We start from the raw sequence: 16,963 nt of genomic DNA on the forward strand, positions 1-16,963 counted from the left end.
CAAAAATAATGAATTTATTCCGGATTATGGTAAATAATCTGACTGATTACTCTTCCCTTCTTGATGGTCCAAAGGGTAGTATATCTGTTTTCACCTGAACCGTTGATCATGTAAAGGAAGATATTGTCGTTGTCCAGGGAGGTTACTCCAATGTTCTCAAAATCCATGGTAGGCTGGAACATATTTTTGATGGCCTCTCTTACAAAGACAGATCCTCTTCCGGGTTGCTGCACTCTGATAGATTTGATCTCGGTCATTCCTTCAGGAAGGTCGTTTCCAATTCCCCATGGTTTTACTTTATCAATGGTAAGAAGTTTTCCTTCTGCATCTTTTTCCTTTTTACGGTATCCCGCATTGGAAGGATAGATATCAATGACTACTTTGCTTCTTTGGGCGGTAGGAACTTTAGGATCAGAATTATCAGTGAAAATAAGTGATTTTCCGTTTTTAGATTTAGAAGGAGTATAAGCAGGAAGCTGATCAATATAAGCAATACGTTCTTTATTCACCATTCCTTCTTTATCAAGAGTTTCATAACGTACAAAAGGCTTATCGTCATCCTGTTTTTCAGGATATTTGATCCAGATCCACTCTGTTTCTCCAGGAGCAGGTTTTACATAAACAAATACATCACCTTTACGCATACGGATCTTGTCTACAATTTTTCTGTAGTTGTCCTTATGAACACGTACATTGGCATATCCCTCTTCAGCTTTTACAACTCCGAAAGGAACTTTATTCTGTCCTTTTACAAAGACTACAGATAAAATACTGATAGCAGATAAATAGAATGCTTTGTTTATGAAAGTCATCATGAAAATTTTTTAATCCTTCAAATATATAAATTAAATGCTTTTCGATTGATAATTATACAGTGACAGTTCTTTTAAATATGGCATTTGTTTTTGAAAATATATAAAAAAGCTAAAAATATACCACAAGAAATAAAAAAGAGAGAGTACCAACCGGTACTCTCTCTTAGTATTTGCGTTAATTTAATTTCAGATAAATTAAATTCTTTCCAATTCTTCTGCGTCAATTGTAGTCTTGAATGTTCCGTAATTGACAATTACCTTGTTTCGGGAGATCTTTTCGATGGTTCCTACACTTGTACTGCCGGTAATACGAACACGTTGTCCAACTTTCATCCAGACAGCACGGTCAGTTTTACGTTTTTCTTCCAGTTTTTCATTGGTTTCAGCAATTTTTTCAATCACTTCTTCCTTTTTCAACTGTTGAGTGATTTTTCTCTTAACAACCTGCAGGCGTTTTGTTTCATCTTTATCACTTCCCAGTTTTCTGAATTTCTCCTGTTCAAGAAGCTTTACAAAATCTTTTACAACATCCTTTCTGGATTTTCCTTTGGTATAGCTGTCGATGAATGCTTCAATCTTATTTCCGAACTGAAGTTTGCGGTGTTCCTCTTCATACAGTTTCTGGAAATTGAATAGCTTCTGCTGAAGTTGATCATTCAGTTTCTGCAGATTGTCACGTTTATCTTCTACCGACTCTTTTCTTTCAGCAAGATCAGATTTTAATTTTTCAACTTCAAATTTCTCCTGCTGCAGTTTTACAATCGTTTTATCAAGATTGACAATATCATGTTCTACCTTTTTCTTAGCAGAATGGATAATGAATCTTGGTATTTTATTCTTTTCCGCAACTTCAAAAGTAAATGAACTTCCTGCCTGTCCTACTTCCAGTTTATACATCGGCTCCAATGTTTCTTCATTGAAGAGCATCGCTGCATTCTGGGCATTGGGAAGCTGTTCTATCACCAGTTTAATGTTGGTATAGTGCGTTGTAATAATGGCGAAACTCTTTTTGTCATAGAAAAACTCCATGAAGCTTTCTGCCAGGGCACCTCCAAGCTCTGGGTCGGAACCTGTACCAAATTCATCAATTAATAAAAGTGTATTAGCATCAGCCTCACGGATGATTCCGGACATTTTCTTTAATCTTGATGAATATGTTGATAGGTGGTTTTCAATGGACTGGTTATCACCGATATCAGTCATGATTTTCTCAAAGAAAAACATTTCAGATTTCGGATGAACCGGAACAAGAATACCACTCTGAATCATCAGTTGTAATAATCCTACTGTTTTCAGAGTAATTGATTTTCCACCGGCATTCGGACCGGAAATACAGATAATTCTGTTATGATCCGTTAAGGTAAGTGTCTGTGGATGGATAATCTTGTTCTCAATTTTATTTCTTAACCATAACAGAGGATGATAAGCATCTTTTAATCTCAGCGTTTTATGACGATTGATTTTCGGAAGAATTCCGTTGATCAATTCACCGAACTTTGCTTTAGCTCTTGTAAGATCAAGATCAAAAATGTAAATCTGATATCTCCATAGCTGAGGTTGAAATTCTGCTAGTTCAGCAGTAAGTTTACGGAGAACTTTGTCAATTTCTTTTTTCTCTTCCTCTTCATTTTCCCGAAGTTTGAAGTAGTGCTTTACAACACTGTCCGGCTGAATATAAGTAATGGAACCTGTTTTGGAAATTCCTAATGTTCTTCCTGCAACTCTCTTTTTAAATCCTGATTTTACAGCCAGAACCCTCTGATCATCAATAATCGTTTCCCGGATATCATCCAGAAAGTCACTCTGTCCATACGTGGTAAGGGCACGGTTGAAATTTTCCTGAATGGCTTTTTTAGCAAGCTGAATTTCGGTTCTTATTCCTTTCAGAGCTGGAGAAGCCTCGTTTTTCACTTCACCAAAACGGTTAAAAACCTTATCTACTTTATCAATGATTTCCTTTCTGAATTCCAGTACAGAAACTTCCTCTAATAAAGTTGGAAATGTTTCCGGCATGGTAGGAAAGAATTTCTGAAGTTTTCCGATCTGTTCCGTGATGGTTTTTATTTTGATGAAAGCAGTGTTTTCCAAACGGTAGTTCTCAATCAGCATCAATTTCAGCTCACTTTCAATATCTTCATATTCATCAAACGGAATCGCATTTGAACTTTCGAAACTTGAGAGATATTCTGAAGTTTTTTTTAATGAAAGCTCCGCCTCGTCAATTTCCATCGGACGAAGTTGAAGAATTTTTTCTCTTGTTTTGGGAGAATACGCAAATGGGGAGATTTCCGCGAGCAATTGCGGAAACTCTAATTCGTCTAAATCTTCTTTATCTATATACACAGTGCAAATTTAGTGAGAATTTTGATTATTACGTATATCTGAGAGATTTACAGAATAAATTACTTTTGAATTTGATGATTATAGAGTTAGTCAAAATGAGTAATAGAATGCAATAATCTTTGCGTTGATATAAAATTATGATATTCTTTTTATTACATTTGAGTTATGAAACTGGAAACCGAAAGATTATTACTGAGAGATATCAACGAAAGCTACGTAGAGGATATTTTACGCATTCGAAGTAATGAAGTGATCAATCAGTTTGTGCAAAGAAATTCACCGAAAAATAACTACGATGCTCTTCAGTTTATTTTAACGATCAAAGAAAAAACTAAAAATAACCAAACTATCTATTTGGGAATTTCTTTAAAAGATCAGTCCAATCTTATCGGAACAATTTGTCTTTGGAATTTTTCTGAAGACCGGAAAACAGCGGAAGTGGGCTATGAATTATTACCGGAATATCATAGAAAAGGAATCATGTCTGAAGCATTAAATGCAGTATTAGATTTTGGATTTAATGAATTAGAATTAAAGGAAATTGTAGCCATTACCAATAAATTTAATGAAAATTCAAAAGGACTTCTTGTAAAACATGATTTTATTTTGTTAGAAGGAAAGGAAGATGAAGGCTTTCCGGATAATATTATTTTTAGTTTGAAAAGACTGGGTAATGATGCTTAATGGGAAATCTAGCCGGTTTTTTTCTATCTTTATTCCCGATTGAAATTATATATGAAAAATGAAATAAAATCTTTAACAGGACTTAGAGGTGTAGTGGCATTATGGGTGACTTTTTTTCATTTTTTTGATTTTAAAAACGAAATTCTTCAAAATATTATAGGGAAAGGATATCTTGCTGTAGATATCTTTTTTGTATTAAGTGCCTTTCTTCTCACTGTTTCCTATTCTGATAAGTTTAAAAATCTTGAGTTTAAAAAAATACAGATTTTTTATAAGAAAAGGATCAACAGGATTTATCCGGTATATTTTATATCCATTGTTTTTATTGTTCTGCTCATAAAGGATACTTCATGGCTTACATTTTTTATCAATGCCGGACTGGTGCAGTGTTTTTTTAATCCGGACCGACTGTTGAACATCGTTTACTGGTCATTGAGTACAGAATGGATGTGCTATCTGATATTTCCTTTCATGCTTTATCTGATCATCCGATATAAGATCCGTGGTGAAATTTTGATTGTTGCAGGTCTTTTTTTAAGATTGATTCTTCCTCATTTTCCTGATTTGTATATTCATTCAGCAGATTCAGTAAACTCTTGGAGATCATCAAAATATCTGGATATTCCGTATGGTGTTAATTCTTTAATCAGAACAATAGCTTCTTATTTTTTAGGAATAGGAGTAGCGGTTTTACCCGGAATCAAAATAAAAAGCAAATGGTATGTCTATGCCGTGCTTATCATCTCTTTTGTACTGCTGTTTACAACAAGGGGACTGATCTTTATTCCGTTTTTATCAGCTTTGATCATCAGACAATTGTACACACGGGAAAAGAATTGTCTTCAGATGTTTCTGGAAACTAAGCCTGTTTATTTGCTCGGAAACATCTCATATTCATTGTATATTATACATCATATTGTCAAGGATCAGAATTTTATGATAGTAGATATTTCCCTTCTTAATAACCTGTTATTAATAGCTTTCTCGTTATTACTGTCCTATTTTTCCTATATACTGATTGAGAGAAAAGTGAAGATATTTAAAGTATAATTGAAGTTCTTATTTTATTTTAATATTATTATTTTTGCAGTATGACCTGGACAGAAATTTTAGCCCCGATAAAAAGCACGGAATACTTTACAACCCTTTGGGAGAAAGTGAAAAATGAATATGCAACGACAAAAGTTTTCCCACCAAAGAATCAGATTTTCAGAGCGTTGGAACTTACAGCTTTTGATGATGTTGAAGTGGTGATTATTGGGCAGGATCCTTATCATAATGACTATCAGGCGAATGGCTTGTGCTTTTCCGTCTCTGAACAGGTTACCGCACCACCATCCCTTAAGAATATTTTTATTGAATTAAAAGATGATCTGGGAGTAGTAAGAACTTCCAAAGAACTTGATGACTGGGGTAGACAAGGTGTTTTACTATTGAATGCAACTTTAACCGTTCGTGCTCATTCACCCAACTCTCATAAAGATCTTGGTTGGGAAAAATTTACCAACTTTATTATTAAAGAAATTTCAGATAAAAAAGAGAATGTGGTATTTGTATTATGGGGCGCTTTTGCACAAAAAAAGCTGAACTCATAGATCCAGCTAAACATTTTATACTGAAATCAGCACATCCATCTCCATTTTCTGTTTACAGAGGCTTTTTTGGAAGCAAGCCTTTCTCAAAAATTAATGAATATCTTGTTTCCAAAGGGAAGAAGCCTATTTCGTGGTAGAACCCTTTGATTGGTCTGCTTTTTTAATCGTAATCCCGATTTTATATTTTCCTGCTAACGCTGTTGTTCCTTCCTGTTGTTTAGGATAGGGAGCTACATCCTGTAATGTAATGGTATATCCGTTAAAATCTGCTGACTGGTGGTAATTCCTTCCAGGGAAATCCATACTGGCAAGATTCAATAGTGCGGGACGGGTAGAAGTTCCCATTACTTCAACCTGAGCAAGGGCAACTCCGGCCCAGATACAATTGACCCCTTCAGGACATCTGCTGTCTTCAGAAACCCCTTTGAATGTAACATTCATCTGGTATTCTTTTAAAAACTTATTTTCACCTTCATTAAGGTATACAATTCCGTCTTTTTGAGCATTAGAATTCATCACTTTTGGATTGGTTTGCACTTCAGAAGCTTTTGTAGCTGCCTTAGATTTCTTTTGGGCATCACATCCCGTTAATGCAAATATTCCCAGACTGAGTATGATAGCTTTATGGAACATAGTTTCTAATATTTAATTAAATAACGTTAAACATATTAAGAAGTACTACCAAAAACATTGCCACTCCTACTACAAAACTGAATCCTGTTCCATAAATGAATCCGATCAGTGCCCCTTTGGTAGATTGTAAAGCTTTATTCATGTCCTTGCTGTCGTGAAGTAATTCACCAATAAATACTCCCGCAAACATCCCCACAAGAAATCCTAAGGGAATGGGAATAAATATCCCTACTATGGTTCCTATTACAGAGCCGATGCTTCCCCAACGGGTTCCTCCATATTTCCTGTTGGTTTTTGCAGGAATAACATAGCTTAGCACTACAGAAGCTGCCGTCAGAATACCAAAAGCCCATATGTAGATCATAGGAAGATCTGCATCCGTCCCGAATTTATAGATCAGAAGCCCACAGATACTCAGTAAGAGTCCGGGCAATACAGGGAGAAAAGTTCCCAGTATTCCTACAAATAAGAGAATAAGACAGAAAATATTAATAATTGTTGTATCCATTCTTTTTAAAATATAGTTGCAATATAAAAAAAGTGGCTTTATAAAAAGCCACTTTGAGAACTGAGTTGTAAAATTTTAGTACAAATTTAAGATGATGTATTCAGGAATGGTGCTGCTTTACCAATGTTTTAGCTGTTATAGATGTAGAATCACAGATAATTGTAATTTATCGTTAATTTTTCACTTATAATTAAGGTTGCAGAAGATTTAATATTTAATAATTTAATACTTGAAAATTTTCATCAAATATCTTCCTGTGAATACCTTTTGGGATGAAAATTGATTGTGAATAGTAAAATGATGATTCTTAATTTCATAAATTTGCTGTAATGAATGACCAGTTACAAGAAACTAAAAACTTTATACAGGAGCTGAGCGAACAGCTTTACATTTATATTACCCAGATATCACCCGCCGGGCTGGATTGGGTGTTTCATATTATTGTAAAACTAAGCTTACTTCTTGTTCTGTTTTTTATTACTGATTTTGCTTTTAAATTTATCATTAATTCTGTTTTCAGGTTATTTCATAATGAACAGAAATTTCCCATCTTAAAATCTATTTATCAGGCTAAAATCACCAATTCTGTTGCACATTTTGCAGCTCTGATTGCTGTTGCCGGGATTCAGGGATCTATCTTTCCGGAAAATGCGCTGCCAAAAACTACGATCTTTATTATAAGATGTATCAATTTGGGATTGGTATTGATGTTGGCAGGAATGCTGTACAGGTCACTGACGGCTTTCAGAAACTATTTCAGCATCAAACAGGATTTCTATAAGATTATGGCACTTAATGCCATTTCAGAAACCGTAAAGATTTTAGGGCTTTTCATATTTACAGTGGTTGGGCTCTGCGTTATTTTTGGGATCAAAGGAACGACTATTGTAGGAAGTCTGGGAGCTATTACAGCAGTTCTGGTACTTGTTTTCAGAGATACCATTTTGGGATTTGTAACAGGACTTCACGTAGCCACTTCTAAAAATCTGAAAGTAGGAGACTGGGTAAGCATTCCCAAATACAGCATTGAAGGAAATATTACGGAAATCAATCTTTTAACCACCAAAATTACCAATTTTGATAAAACGGTGTCTACCATTCCAACCTATGATCTGATGACCACGGAGATCAAGAACATGCAGGTAATGTCAGAATCTAATACAAGGAGGATAAAAAAATCAATTTACTTTAATATCAATTCTTTTAAATTTCTCACGGATGAAGATGTTCAACGTTTAATGGAGATCAATTTAATTTCCGATTACCTTGAAGAAAGAACATCTGAGATCAAAAAAGAAAAAGAAAGCCTTGAACATAATGATAAGATCGTGAATGGAAGACAGCTTACCAACATCGGGGTTTTCAGATATTATGCACAGAAGTATATTGAAAACGATCCGGATATAGATAAAAACGGAACGAGAATGGTTCGCCAGCTGGATATTACCCCACAAGGGCTGCCTTTGGAAGTCTACTGTTTTGCCAATGATTCCCAATGGGAACGTTTTGAACAGATACAAGCTGATATCTTTGACCATTTATTGGTGGCTTCAAAAGAATTTGAACTTCAGGTGATGCAGGTAAGCATTAAAGTGTAAAAGAGCTAAAAGACATAAGAAGGAAGCTGGAAGTTCCAGTTCCTTTTCATATAAATTTTAATTAAATTTTTAAATGATCATGAATGTAGAAGTATCAATAGAAATATTAAGTCCGGATCTGCTTCCAGTCCCAAGCCTCTAGCTTCTTACATCTCATATCTAACATCTAAAATAACAATGACAAAACTAAGCGTAAACATTAATAAAATTGCGACGTTAAGAAATGCAAGAGGAGGTGAAACCCCAAGTGTTACAGAAGCTGCTGTAAAGATTCAGGAATTCGGAGGACAGGGGATTACCATTCATCCAAGACCTGATGAAAGGCATATCACAAGAAAAGATGTCTATGATCTGAAGCCGTTGGTTACGACTGAGTTTAATATTGAAGGAAACCCACATCAAAGCTTTATAGATATGGTTTTGGAGGTGAAGCCGGAGCAGGTAACTCTGGTACCCGACGCTGATGACGCTATTACTTCCAATGCAGGATGGGATACAAAAAAACACCTTGATTTCCTTACAGAGATCATTGCAGAATTTAAAAAATCAGGTATCCGTACTTCCATTTTTCTTGATCCTTTACCAGAACTGGTAGAATATGCTGCCAAAACAGGTGCAGACAGAATTGAATTGTATACCGAAGCTTACGCAAAAAATTACCTTATCAATAAAGAACAGGCCATAAAACCTTATTATGATACTGCAGTTGAAGCTACCAATTTCGGATTGGGAATCAATGCCGGTCATGATCTGAGTTTAGAAAACCTGAAATACTTTTCAGATACCATTCCAAATCTTTTGGAAGTATCTATCGGGCATGCTTTGGTTTCTGAGGCGCTTTATATGGGACTGGAAAATACAGTACAGGCTTATTTGAAGAGACTGGCAAAATGGAAATAAATAAGAAACTGGAAGTTAGAGATTAGAAGTTAGCCAACTTCAATTGTATTAAAGATAGCATAAATAGATTATGCTTGATTTATCTAACTTCTGATTTCTCACTTCAAACCTCTAGAAAAATGGAAATTTTAAATTCAAAAATATTCGGCGAAAATCTTACAAATACGCCACTTCTTGTATTTCACGGATTGTTTGGAATGCTTGACAACTGGGGAAGTTTCGGAAAAGATCTGGGAGAATATCTTCCGGTGCATCTGATTGACCTTAGAAACCACGGAAGAAGCTTTCACTCCGATAGCATGTCTCACGATGATCTGGCAGACGATATCGCTCGCTATATGGATCATTACGGGATCCGGAAAGCTCATGTTTTAGGACACTCTTTAGGAGGAAAAGCTGTCATGCAGTTTGCCATAAAATATCCGGAACGTGTTGAAAAACTGATTGTTGTAGATATCTCACCTAAAGCCTATCCACCACATCATCAGGGAATTATCAAAGCGCTGGAAACTGTTGATTTCGATACGGTATCTTCAAGAAATGAAGTGGAAGCCGTCCTGAACCAATATATTCCTGAAAAATCTACGATACAGTTTCTGACGAAGAACCTCTATTGGGATGATAATAAAAAACTGGGCTGGAGATTCAATCTTAAAACATTATCAGAAAAATATACAGAATTTGTTTCCAATGCGATTAAATTTGGTGTTTTTGATGGTGAAACCTTATTTATTGCAGGAGCGAAATCCAATTATATCCTGCCGCAGGACGAATTTGGGATCAAGCAACAGTTCCCTAAAGCTAAGGTGGTAACGGTAAAAAATGCAGGACACTGGGTACAGGCTGAAAATCCGGTAGATTTTGCAAATGTTGTTAAGGAGTTTCTTGGATTGAATTAATTTTATCCTTTGATTTTCAATATTATGTTAAAATTTTATTAAAAATCAATATTATTTCTCCATGAGTTGAAATTTTTGTACTTTGGAATTGTCAAAACAATAAAAATATTAACTTATGGAAAACAAAAATTCAAAAAAGAAACCGTTTTTCGCGACATTCTTGGAAAAACAGGTTAAAGACCCCGAAACAGTAAGAGGAGGAGCTGCTACTTCCAAACTTGCAGATCAGATTACATCAATAATCAAGGACCAAATAACAACCGCTCTTCAAGACGGTGTTACAACACCTGATAATGATAATGTAACGATGAAATATCCTTCTGACGGAGATGAGGATGTTTTAGAAGTAGAATAAATATATAGTGTAAGCTAAATTATATATCAAACCAAAATCAAAACTAAAACATTATGAAAAGTAACAACTCAAAGAAGAAGCCGTTTTTCGCGTCATTCTTAGAAAAACAGGTTAAGGATCCTGAAACAGTAAAAGGAGGTACGGATATCATCTCAATTCCAGAAAGAGATATGATCACAAAACCTGCTGTAGATACTGTAACTTCTCCAAAAGACGATATGATGCATACGCTGAAATATCCATCTGATGGTGATGATGATACAATCATTATTCCGCTATAATACTATAATAGTAGAATATTTTTAAAATAATAGGGGAAACTTAAAGTTTAAGTTTCCCTTTTTAATACAACCGGCAAATGATTCTCTGCATCACCCATTCACAGGATTTTTATAATATCGATATGTTTTTCGGCTATCTGACCTCCAAAAATATTCCGTATTTCAGACTGAATTCTGACCGCCTGAACCACCTTCAGAAAATCAGCATTCATGAAGACTCATTCGAATTAACCGACGAGTCCGGAAATACCATCCATTCCGATGCCATCAAAGGAGTGTGGCACAGAAAAGCATGGAGAATCAGTACCCCTGAAGAATTAGATCAGGACTATGAAAGAATTTTCCTGAAAGAATATGGAAGCCTCCGATACAATCTGCTGACAGCTTTAGAAGATATTCCCTGGATCAATCCTTATGAAAATGAAAAGAAGATTGATGGAAACAAGATATTTCAGCTGAAAACAGCCCAAAGAAACCACTTAACCATCCCCAAAACCATTTTTTCCAATGATGAAGAAAAAATAAAAACATTTTTCCATCAATATTGTCAGGGAAAAGCTATTGCTAAACTTCACGGAGTAACTGCGAAAACAATGTCAGGGGAAAACATGATTTCCACTACCGTTATTGAGGAGGAATCCTTAGAACATCTTTCTGATATTGCCTACTGCCCGATGATCTTTCAACCTTATATTGAGAAAAAGTATGAGCTGAGAATTGTCTATGTAGACGGTGAATTTTTCACAGGAAAAATCAATAACAGTGAAAATGCAGACTGGAGAGTAGCCCGCGAAGGCTATTTCTGGTCAGTTTATGAACTTCCGGATTCCATCAAAGCCAATCTTACTTCCATGATGACAGAAATGGGATTGTATATAGGAGCCATTGATATGATCAAAGGAAGAGACGGAGCTTATTATTTCCTTGAAGTGAATCCACAGGGAGAGTGGGGAATGTTACAGAAAGAACTGGGATTTCCCATTGCAGAAAGAATTGCCGATAATCTTATCAAAAGAATCAATTTCCATGAATAAAATTTTAATTATTACCCATACCGCAGATAACTTTTCTATTGAAAAAGTAACAGAATACATTGAAAAAAATAACTGTGAAGTTATCCGATTTGATGTAGATATATATCCTTTACAAAATAAACTTTCCACTATTTTCCAGGATGGAGAATGGATAAGCTATCTTGAAACGCCTGAAGCAAAACATCGTTTAGACGATATTTCAGCCATCTGGTACAGAAGAGCTTACAATATTGGAAAAGGATTAAAAGAAGAAATGGAGACCAAGTTTTACGGAGCAGCAATGGGTGAGATCCGAAATACGCTTTTTGGTTTTTTTGAATCGGTAGACGCTTATTCTTTAGGAAAACCAAGTGTTTACAGAAGACTTGACAGCAAAGAAGAACAACTGAAAATTGCAGATAAATTAGGATTGACCATTCCGGCAACCTGTCTTACGAACAATCCGGATGAAGCCAGAAAATTTATTCTGAAACATCAAAATGTAGTGGCCAAAATGCAAACCGGTTTTGCCATCTATGAAGACGGTGTGGAAAATGTAGTGTTTACCAATGTTGTCAACGAAGATAAACTGGAAGAGCTTGATTCCCTTCTGTACTGCCCGATGCAGTTTCAGCAAATGATTCAAAAGAAAAAAGAACTTCGTATTACCGTTGTTGGAAGAGATGTCTATGCATTTGAAATAGATTCCCAGCAGTCCGAAGATGCCAAAATAGACTGGAGAAAAGATGGAGTTAATCTCATTGATAAATGGAACAGAACAGAACTTCCGGCAGATGTAGAAGCAAAATTGCTTGAACTTCTGGATATTTACAATGTAGATTACGGAGCCATAGACATGATTGTTTCTCCTGAAGACGAATATTATTTCATCGAGATCAATGCCGCAGGAGAGTTCTTCTGGCTGGATAATCTTACAGAAGGAAACCTTATTTCGAAAAGCATTGCAGACGTTCTTTGTGATAAAGCGCCAAGAAGAAATAATGAAGTAATGGCTTAAGAAACAGAGCTGTTTTTGAGCATAAAAGTCCTGAAAGTTGTCAATTCTTTCAGGACTTTTACATTTGATAATCTGTTATAGTTAAAATTTTCCGGTTTGTTGTTTTCAGAATGATAATATTGGTTAAATTAAGCTGAATTATGCTTTAAAAATCGCAAATTTGCAAAAGCAGTTTTTCGGGTGAATTTTTACAAAAGCCTGAAAATTGCCGGATAGAAAATATTGTTATATTTTAGTCAGCAATCAAGAAAATAATTAATGATTTTTGTAACGGGTGCTACCGGAATTCTGGGAAGAATAATTGTACTGGAACTTCTTAAAAGAGGTAAAAATGTGCGTGCTTCCAAAAGACCGGGCAGCAATATAAACGAAGTAAAGCATTCATACAGCTTTTATACGGAGAATCCTGACGATTTTTTCAATAAAATTGAATGGGTAAACGTAGATTTTGATGACCTCGATTCTTTGAAAAATGCACTGGAAGGTGTAGATGAAGTCTATCATTGTGCCGCAAAAGTGAGCTTTCATCCGAAAGACGAAAAAGAAATGTACCGTACTAATATCAAAGGTACAGAAAACCTTTTGTTTGCCTGTGAAGGATCAGGTGTTAAAAAATTTCTCCATGTAAGTTCTGTTGCCGTTCTTGATAATTTCAATGAAAAAGGAGAATTGGATGAAGATTCTGATTTTAATCCAAAGCTGGAACACTCAGCATATGCAATTTCCAAGCACTTATCCGAAATGGAAGTATGGAGAGCTTCTGCAGAAGGTCTTAATACAATAATTATCAATCCCGGAATGATTGTAGGAAGCGGAAACTGGACCCAAAGCAGTGGTGAACTTTTCTCCACCTTTGAAGACAATAGCTTTACCTTTTCGGGAGGTTCTGCTTACGTTGACGTGAGAGATGTCGCCAATACTGCCATAGGATTAATGGAAAATAACCTTTTCGGAGAACGTTTTATTATTGTCGCTGAAAATAACAGATATGCAGACCTTGCAAAACAGGTCAGAACTCGTCTGGGACTTAAAGATGCCCGAATTCTTTCACAATCTGTATTAAATATCGGAAGAATAGCCAATATCCTTTTCGGATGGCTGATTCCGAAACTGAAAATGGTCACCAAATCAAATATTGAGGCCATTTCATCATTCAACACCATTTCCAATCACAAAGTCAAAGAAAAGCTGAACTATCAGTTTATTCCCGTAAAAGAAAGTATAGACTTTCACCTGAATAATTATATTAACGACAAAAAGCTGAAGAAATGAATCTTGCAGAGGCAATTATCCTTAAAAATGTAGAAAAACATCCTATAAAAGGGGCAATCGGGTTTAAAAAGAAAGATGCTGGTTGGAAAGAGCTGAGCTGGAAAAAATTCAGTGAAATTATTTTTAAAACGGCCAATGCCTTAAAAGAATCCGGAGTTCAGGAGAATGACAGAGTTGCTATTTATTCAGATAACTCGTCTGAATGGATGATCATGGATTTGGCTTCAATGGCTATCGGTGCTATTACAGTACCTATTTATTCAACCAATAATGCTGAGCAGGCAGAACATATCATTAACGATTCCGGAGCTAAAGTTGTTTTAGTAGGAAATCAGATGCAGTATGACGCCTGTCTTGAGTTTTTACATAAAGAAGAAAACAGTCTGGAGACGATTATTGTTTCCAAAAAAGCAGTGTGGATCAAAAAAGAATTCAACAGTTTTTATCTTGAAGATTTTATTGCAAAAGCTTCACCGAAGCTGGAGATCTGTAAGAAAGAAAATGATGATACAGCAACATTGATCTATACTTCCGGAACGACCGGAGTCCCAAAAGGGGTAATACTTACCCACGGAAATTTCATCAAAGCATTCGACTCTCATTTTGAATTTTTTAAGTTTAAAAACTTTGAAGAAGAACTTTCACTGGCATTCTTACCATTAAGCCATGTCTTTGAAAGAAGCTGGAGTCTATTGAGTCTTTATGGAGGTGCCCGTGTTTATTTCCTGGAAGATCCGAAAAATGTAGCCAAAGCACTGGAAGAAGTAAAGCCTACAGCCATGTGTGCCGTACCAAGATTTTTCCAGAAAGTATATGCCGGAGTGTTGGAAAAGGCAGAGGAAGGTTCATCATTGAAGAAAAAAATATTTGACTGGGCACTTAAAACCGGATGGGAAACTTCTGAACTAAGAAGAAATGAAAGGCCAGTTCCTTTTGGATTAAAATTCAAAGAAACTGTAGCAGATATGTTGGTTTTCAGCAAAATTAAAGATAAAATGGGTGGCAGACTTTGGTTCTTACCTTGTGGTGGAGCTTCATTGTCACCGGAAGTTACCCGCTTCTTTGAATCTGTAGGAATTCACGTAACCGTTGGATATGGATTAACAGAAACTACCGCAACACTGACGCTATTCCCTTTAACTCATTTTGAGCATGGAACCAGTGGAAAACCGCTTCCGGGAGTAGAAATGCGTATCGGAGAAAATGATGAGATCCAGGCCAGAGGGAACGGAATCATGAAAGGATATTACAATAAACCTGAAGAAACCCAGAAAGTATTTACGGAAGACGGATGGTTCAAAACCGGTGATGCAGGAAAGTTTGACGAGAAAGGAAACTTGATTATTACAGACAGAATCAAAGACCTGATGAAAACTTCCAATGGAAAATACATCGCTCCGCAACAGATCGAAAACCTTCTGACTAACAATAACTTTATTCAGCAGATTATGCTGATTGCAGAAGGAAGACAGTTTGTTTCAGCACTGATTGTTCCGAATTTTGAATTTTTGCAGGATTATATCAAGAAAAATAATATTCCTTTTACCAATTGGGAAGATGCTGTAAAAAATGAAAAAGTAATTCATCTTTATAAAGAAAAAATTAAAGAGTTACAGGATCATCTGGCAGACTATGAAAAAGTGAAGAAATTTACTTTAATGCCGGCAGAATTTGATATCAATACAGGAGAAATTACTCCTACACTGAAAGTCAAAAGAAATGTGGTGATCAAAAAATACGCAGATATTATAGAAAAGATGTATTAAAATTTGACCTCCTGTTTTCACCTCAATCACAACTGGAGACGTGAAAATTCCCCTCCCTTGGAGGGGTGGCGAAAATTCAAAGAATTTTTGACGGGGTGGTTAATAATGACTTAAATTAAACTATGACGACACAAGATTTTATAGGAAAAGAAAATTTCACCATTCATACACAAACGGTTTCAGAAAGCTGTCCGTCCAATATTGCCCTGATTAAATATTGGGGGAAATATGACCCTCAGATTCCTGCTAACCCTAGTATTAGCTATACTTTAAACCATTGTAAGACCAATACTTCAATGGAATTTACAGCAGATGCTCCCTTTTCAGTACAGACTTTCCTGGCTGGAAATGAAGAAGTGAAATTTGCCGAAAAAATTGAAAAATATTTCAGAAATATAGAGCAATACCTTCCGTGGATTTTAAAAGGGAAATATGTAATCCGAACAGAGAATACATTTCCACACAGTTCAGGAATTGCAAGTTCTGCTTCAGGATTTGGAGCCATTGCAAAATGTCTGATGGCATTGGATGCTTCATTTACCGAAAAAGCATCTGAAGAAGAATCTTTGAGGAAAGCTTCATTTTTGGCAAGATTGGGAAGCGGAAGTGCATGTAGAAGCTTATATAATGGACTTGTTGTATGGGGGAAAACGGATGAGGTAGAAGGAAGTTCAGATGTATTCGGGGTGCAATATCCGGATGCTGAAATTCATGAGGTTTTCAAAAACTTTAATGACTGGGTTTTGTTAATTCATGAAGGCCAAAAAAGCGTTTCTTCAACGGTAGGACACGGTTTGATGAATACCAATCCGTATGCGGAAAGAAGATTTCAGGAAGCAAGGGAAAACTTCGTCCCAATGAAAGACATTCTGAAAAGTGGAGATATGGAACGTTTTATCAAGTTGGTAGAACATGAGGCACTTACATTACACGCTATGATGATGATGAGTGATCCTGCCTTTATCCTAATGAAAACAGGAACACTGGAAGTCATTAATAAGATCTGGGATTTCAGAAGAGAGACTGGACATCCTTTATTCTTTACCCTGGATGCTGGAGCTAATGTTCACCTTCTATTCCCGAATAATGATTCGGAAGAGCAGATTAAAGCCTTCATTGAAGCTGAATTATTACAGCATACCCAGAAAAATGGAGTAGTGAAGGATGTGATGAAATTCTAAAATAATAATATTCAATAGGAGTGGGCTTTAGCCCACTTTTTTTATATAGGGAAGCGCTGATGAATGAAGGAATATAATTTTCTATAGTAAGCAAAAAGCTCT

The 16,963-nt window shown here is 35.8% G+C and carries 16 protein-coding genes and 1 pseudogene; 13 read left to right on the forward strand and 4 right to left on the reverse strand.

Features of this window, described 5'->3' with window-relative positions; translation table 11 throughout:
* Positions 1 to 14 precede the first annotated feature (14 nt).
* Entirely contained in the window at positions 15 to 815 is an 801-nt protein-coding gene (locus tag BOQ62_RS10720; protein WP_129039351.1) for a hypothetical protein, read from the reverse strand.
* 195 nt (positions 816 to 1,010) lie between these two features.
* On the reverse strand, positions 1,011 to 3,158 hold the full coding sequence (locus BOQ62_RS10725; RefSeq protein WP_129039352.1) for an endonuclease MutS2: 2,148 nt from the start codon (positions 3,156 to 3,158) through the stop codon (positions 1,011 to 1,013).
* A 165-nt stretch (positions 3,159 to 3,323) separates the two neighbouring features.
* Between BOQ62_RS10725 and BOQ62_RS10730 the strand changes: the two genes are divergently transcribed.
* From BOQ62_RS10730 to BOQ62_RS10740, 3 genes and pseudogenes are all read left to right on the forward strand, one after another.
* Positions 3,324 to 3,842 (forward strand): GNAT family N-acetyltransferase, encoded by a 519-nt coding sequence (locus tag BOQ62_RS10730; protein WP_129039354.1) that lies wholly within the window; start codon positions 3,324 to 3,326, stop codon positions 3,840 to 3,842.
* Positions 3,843 to 3,893: 51 nt separating this feature from the next.
* Positions 3,894 to 4,892 carry an acyltransferase family protein gene (locus BOQ62_RS10735; RefSeq protein ID WP_129039356.1) on the forward strand — a complete coding sequence of 333 codons (999 nt, stop codon included), beginning with the start codon at positions 3,894 to 3,896 and terminating at the stop codon, positions 4,890 to 4,892.
* A gap of 41 nt (positions 4,893 to 4,933) precedes the next feature.
* Positions 4,934 to 5,574: pseudogene (locus tag BOQ62_RS10740) on the forward strand (uracil-DNA glycosylase).
* Here BOQ62_RS10740 and BOQ62_RS10745 read toward each other — a convergent pair.
* Positions 5,561 to 6,070: a hypothetical protein gene (locus BOQ62_RS10745; RefSeq protein WP_129039358.1), complete on the reverse strand. Its 510-nt coding sequence runs from the start codon at positions 6,068 to 6,070 to the stop codon at positions 5,561 to 5,563. The pseudogene BOQ62_RS10740 and the gene BOQ62_RS10745 sit on opposite strands and share 14 nt — an antisense overlap.
* Positions 6,071 to 6,086: 16 nt before the next feature.
* Complete coding sequence (locus BOQ62_RS10750; protein ID WP_129039360.1) at positions 6,087 to 6,578, reverse strand: DUF456 domain-containing protein; 492 nt, start codon at positions 6,576 to 6,578, stop codon at positions 6,087 to 6,089.
* A gap of 329 nt (positions 6,579 to 6,907) precedes the next feature.
* On the opposite strand from BOQ62_RS10750, the gene BOQ62_RS10755 reads away from it, so the two are divergent.
* The 10 genes from BOQ62_RS10755 to BOQ62_RS10800 all read left to right on the forward strand — a co-directional run bounded on the left by BOQ62_RS10755 (position 6,908) and on the right by BOQ62_RS10800 (position 16,861).
* Positions 6,908 to 8,176, forward strand: coding sequence for a mechanosensitive ion channel family protein (locus BOQ62_RS10755; protein ID WP_129039362.1), 1,269 nt, complete (start codon positions 6,908 to 6,910; stop codon positions 8,174 to 8,176).
* A 177-nt stretch (positions 8,177 to 8,353) separates the two neighbouring features.
* Positions 8,354 to 9,076: a pyridoxine 5'-phosphate synthase gene (locus tag BOQ62_RS10760; protein WP_129039364.1), complete on the forward strand. Its 723-nt coding sequence runs from the start codon at positions 8,354 to 8,356 to the stop codon at positions 9,074 to 9,076.
* Positions 9,077 to 9,195: 119 nt separating this feature from the next.
* Complete coding sequence (locus tag BOQ62_RS10765; protein ID WP_129039366.1) at positions 9,196 to 9,975, forward strand: alpha/beta fold hydrolase; 780 nt, start codon at positions 9,196 to 9,198, stop codon at positions 9,973 to 9,975.
* 115 nt (positions 9,976 to 10,090) lie between these two features.
* Positions 10,091 to 10,330, forward strand: a complete 240-nt coding sequence (locus BOQ62_RS10770) for a microviridin/marinostatin family tricyclic proteinase inhibitor (RefSeq protein WP_129039368.1) — start codon at positions 10,091 to 10,093, stop codon at positions 10,328 to 10,330.
* A gap of 53 nt (positions 10,331 to 10,383) precedes the next feature.
* Positions 10,384 to 10,611 carry a microviridin/marinostatin family tricyclic proteinase inhibitor gene (locus tag BOQ62_RS10775; RefSeq protein ID WP_089690182.1) on the forward strand — a complete coding sequence of 76 codons (228 nt, stop codon included), beginning with the start codon at positions 10,384 to 10,386 and terminating at the stop codon, positions 10,609 to 10,611.
* A gap of 77 nt (positions 10,612 to 10,688) precedes the next feature.
* Positions 10,689 to 11,645 (forward strand): MvdC family ATP-grasp ribosomal peptide maturase, encoded by a 957-nt coding sequence (locus BOQ62_RS10780; protein ID WP_129039370.1) that lies wholly within the window; start codon positions 10,689 to 10,691, stop codon positions 11,643 to 11,645.
* Entirely contained in the window at positions 11,638 to 12,642 is a 1,005-nt protein-coding gene (locus BOQ62_RS10785) for an MvdD family ATP-grasp ribosomal peptide maturase (RefSeq protein WP_129039372.1), read from the forward strand. Before BOQ62_RS10780 ends, BOQ62_RS10785 begins: the two co-directional genes overlap by 8 nt.
* Positions 12,643 to 12,900: 258 nt before the next feature.
* A complete protein-coding gene (locus BOQ62_RS10790) occupies positions 12,901 to 13,914 on the forward strand; it encodes an NAD-dependent epimerase/dehydratase family protein (protein ID WP_129039374.1) in 1,014 nt (337 codons plus the stop codon).
* On the forward strand, positions 13,911 to 15,680 hold the full coding sequence (locus BOQ62_RS10795) for an AMP-dependent synthetase/ligase (RefSeq protein WP_129039376.1): 1,770 nt from the start codon (positions 13,911 to 13,913) through the stop codon (positions 15,678 to 15,680). Before BOQ62_RS10790 ends, BOQ62_RS10795 begins: the two co-directional genes overlap by 4 nt.
* 122 nt (positions 15,681 to 15,802) lie before the next feature.
* Positions 15,803 to 16,861 carry a diphosphomevalonate/mevalonate 3,5-bisphosphate decarboxylase family protein gene (locus BOQ62_RS10800; protein ID WP_129039378.1) on the forward strand — a complete coding sequence of 353 codons (1,059 nt, stop codon included), beginning with the start codon at positions 15,803 to 15,805 and terminating at the stop codon, positions 16,859 to 16,861.
* Positions 16,862 to 16,963: the final 102 nt, after the last annotated feature.

Source organism: Chryseobacterium sp. CH21 (assembly GCF_004119445.1).
GTDB lineage: Bacteria > Bacteroidota > Bacteroidia > Flavobacteriales > Weeksellaceae > Chryseobacterium.

Coding starts and splice junctions, on each gene's coding strand:
- BOQ62_RS10800 (WP_129039378.1), top strand. CDS start 15,803: ATGACGACACAAGATTTTATAGGAAAAGAAAATTTCACCATTCATACA.
- BOQ62_RS10780 (WP_129039370.1), top strand. CDS start 10,689: ATGATTCTCTGCATCACCCATTCACAGGATTTTTATAATATCGATATG.
- BOQ62_RS10730 (WP_129039354.1), top strand. CDS start 3,324: ATGAAACTGGAAACCGAAAGATTATTACTGAGAGATATCAACGAAAGC.
- BOQ62_RS10745 (WP_129039358.1), bottom strand. CDS start 6,070: ATGTTCCATAAAGCTATCATACTCAGTCTGGGAATATTTGCATTAACG.
- BOQ62_RS10760 (WP_129039364.1), top strand. CDS start 8,354: ATGACAAAACTAAGCGTAAACATTAATAAAATTGCGACGTTAAGAAAT.
- BOQ62_RS10770 (WP_129039368.1), top strand. CDS start 10,091: ATGGAAAACAAAAATTCAAAAAAGAAACCGTTTTTCGCGACATTCTTG.
- BOQ62_RS10750 (WP_129039360.1), bottom strand. CDS start 6,578: ATGGATACAACAATTATTAATATTTTCTGTCTTATTCTCTTATTTGTA.
- BOQ62_RS10735 (WP_129039356.1), top strand. CDS start 3,894: ATGAAAAATGAAATAAAATCTTTAACAGGACTTAGAGGTGTAGTGGCA.
- BOQ62_RS10720 (WP_129039351.1), bottom strand. CDS start 815: ATGATGACTTTCATAAACAAAGCATTCTATTTATCTGCTATCAGTATT.
- BOQ62_RS10785 (WP_129039372.1), top strand. CDS start 11,638: ATGAATAAAATTTTAATTATTACCCATACCGCAGATAACTTTTCTATT.
- BOQ62_RS10765 (WP_129039366.1), top strand. CDS start 9,196: ATGGAAATTTTAAATTCAAAAATATTCGGCGAAAATCTTACAAATACG.
- BOQ62_RS10795 (WP_129039376.1), top strand. CDS start 13,911: ATGAATCTTGCAGAGGCAATTATCCTTAAAAATGTAGAAAAACATCCT.
- BOQ62_RS10790 (WP_129039374.1), top strand. CDS start 12,901: ATGATTTTTGTAACGGGTGCTACCGGAATTCTGGGAAGAATAATTGTA.
- BOQ62_RS10755 (WP_129039362.1), top strand. CDS start 6,908: ATGAATGACCAGTTACAAGAAACTAAAAACTTTATACAGGAGCTGAGC.
- BOQ62_RS10775 (WP_089690182.1), top strand. CDS start 10,384: ATGAAAAGTAACAACTCAAAGAAGAAGCCGTTTTTCGCGTCATTCTTA.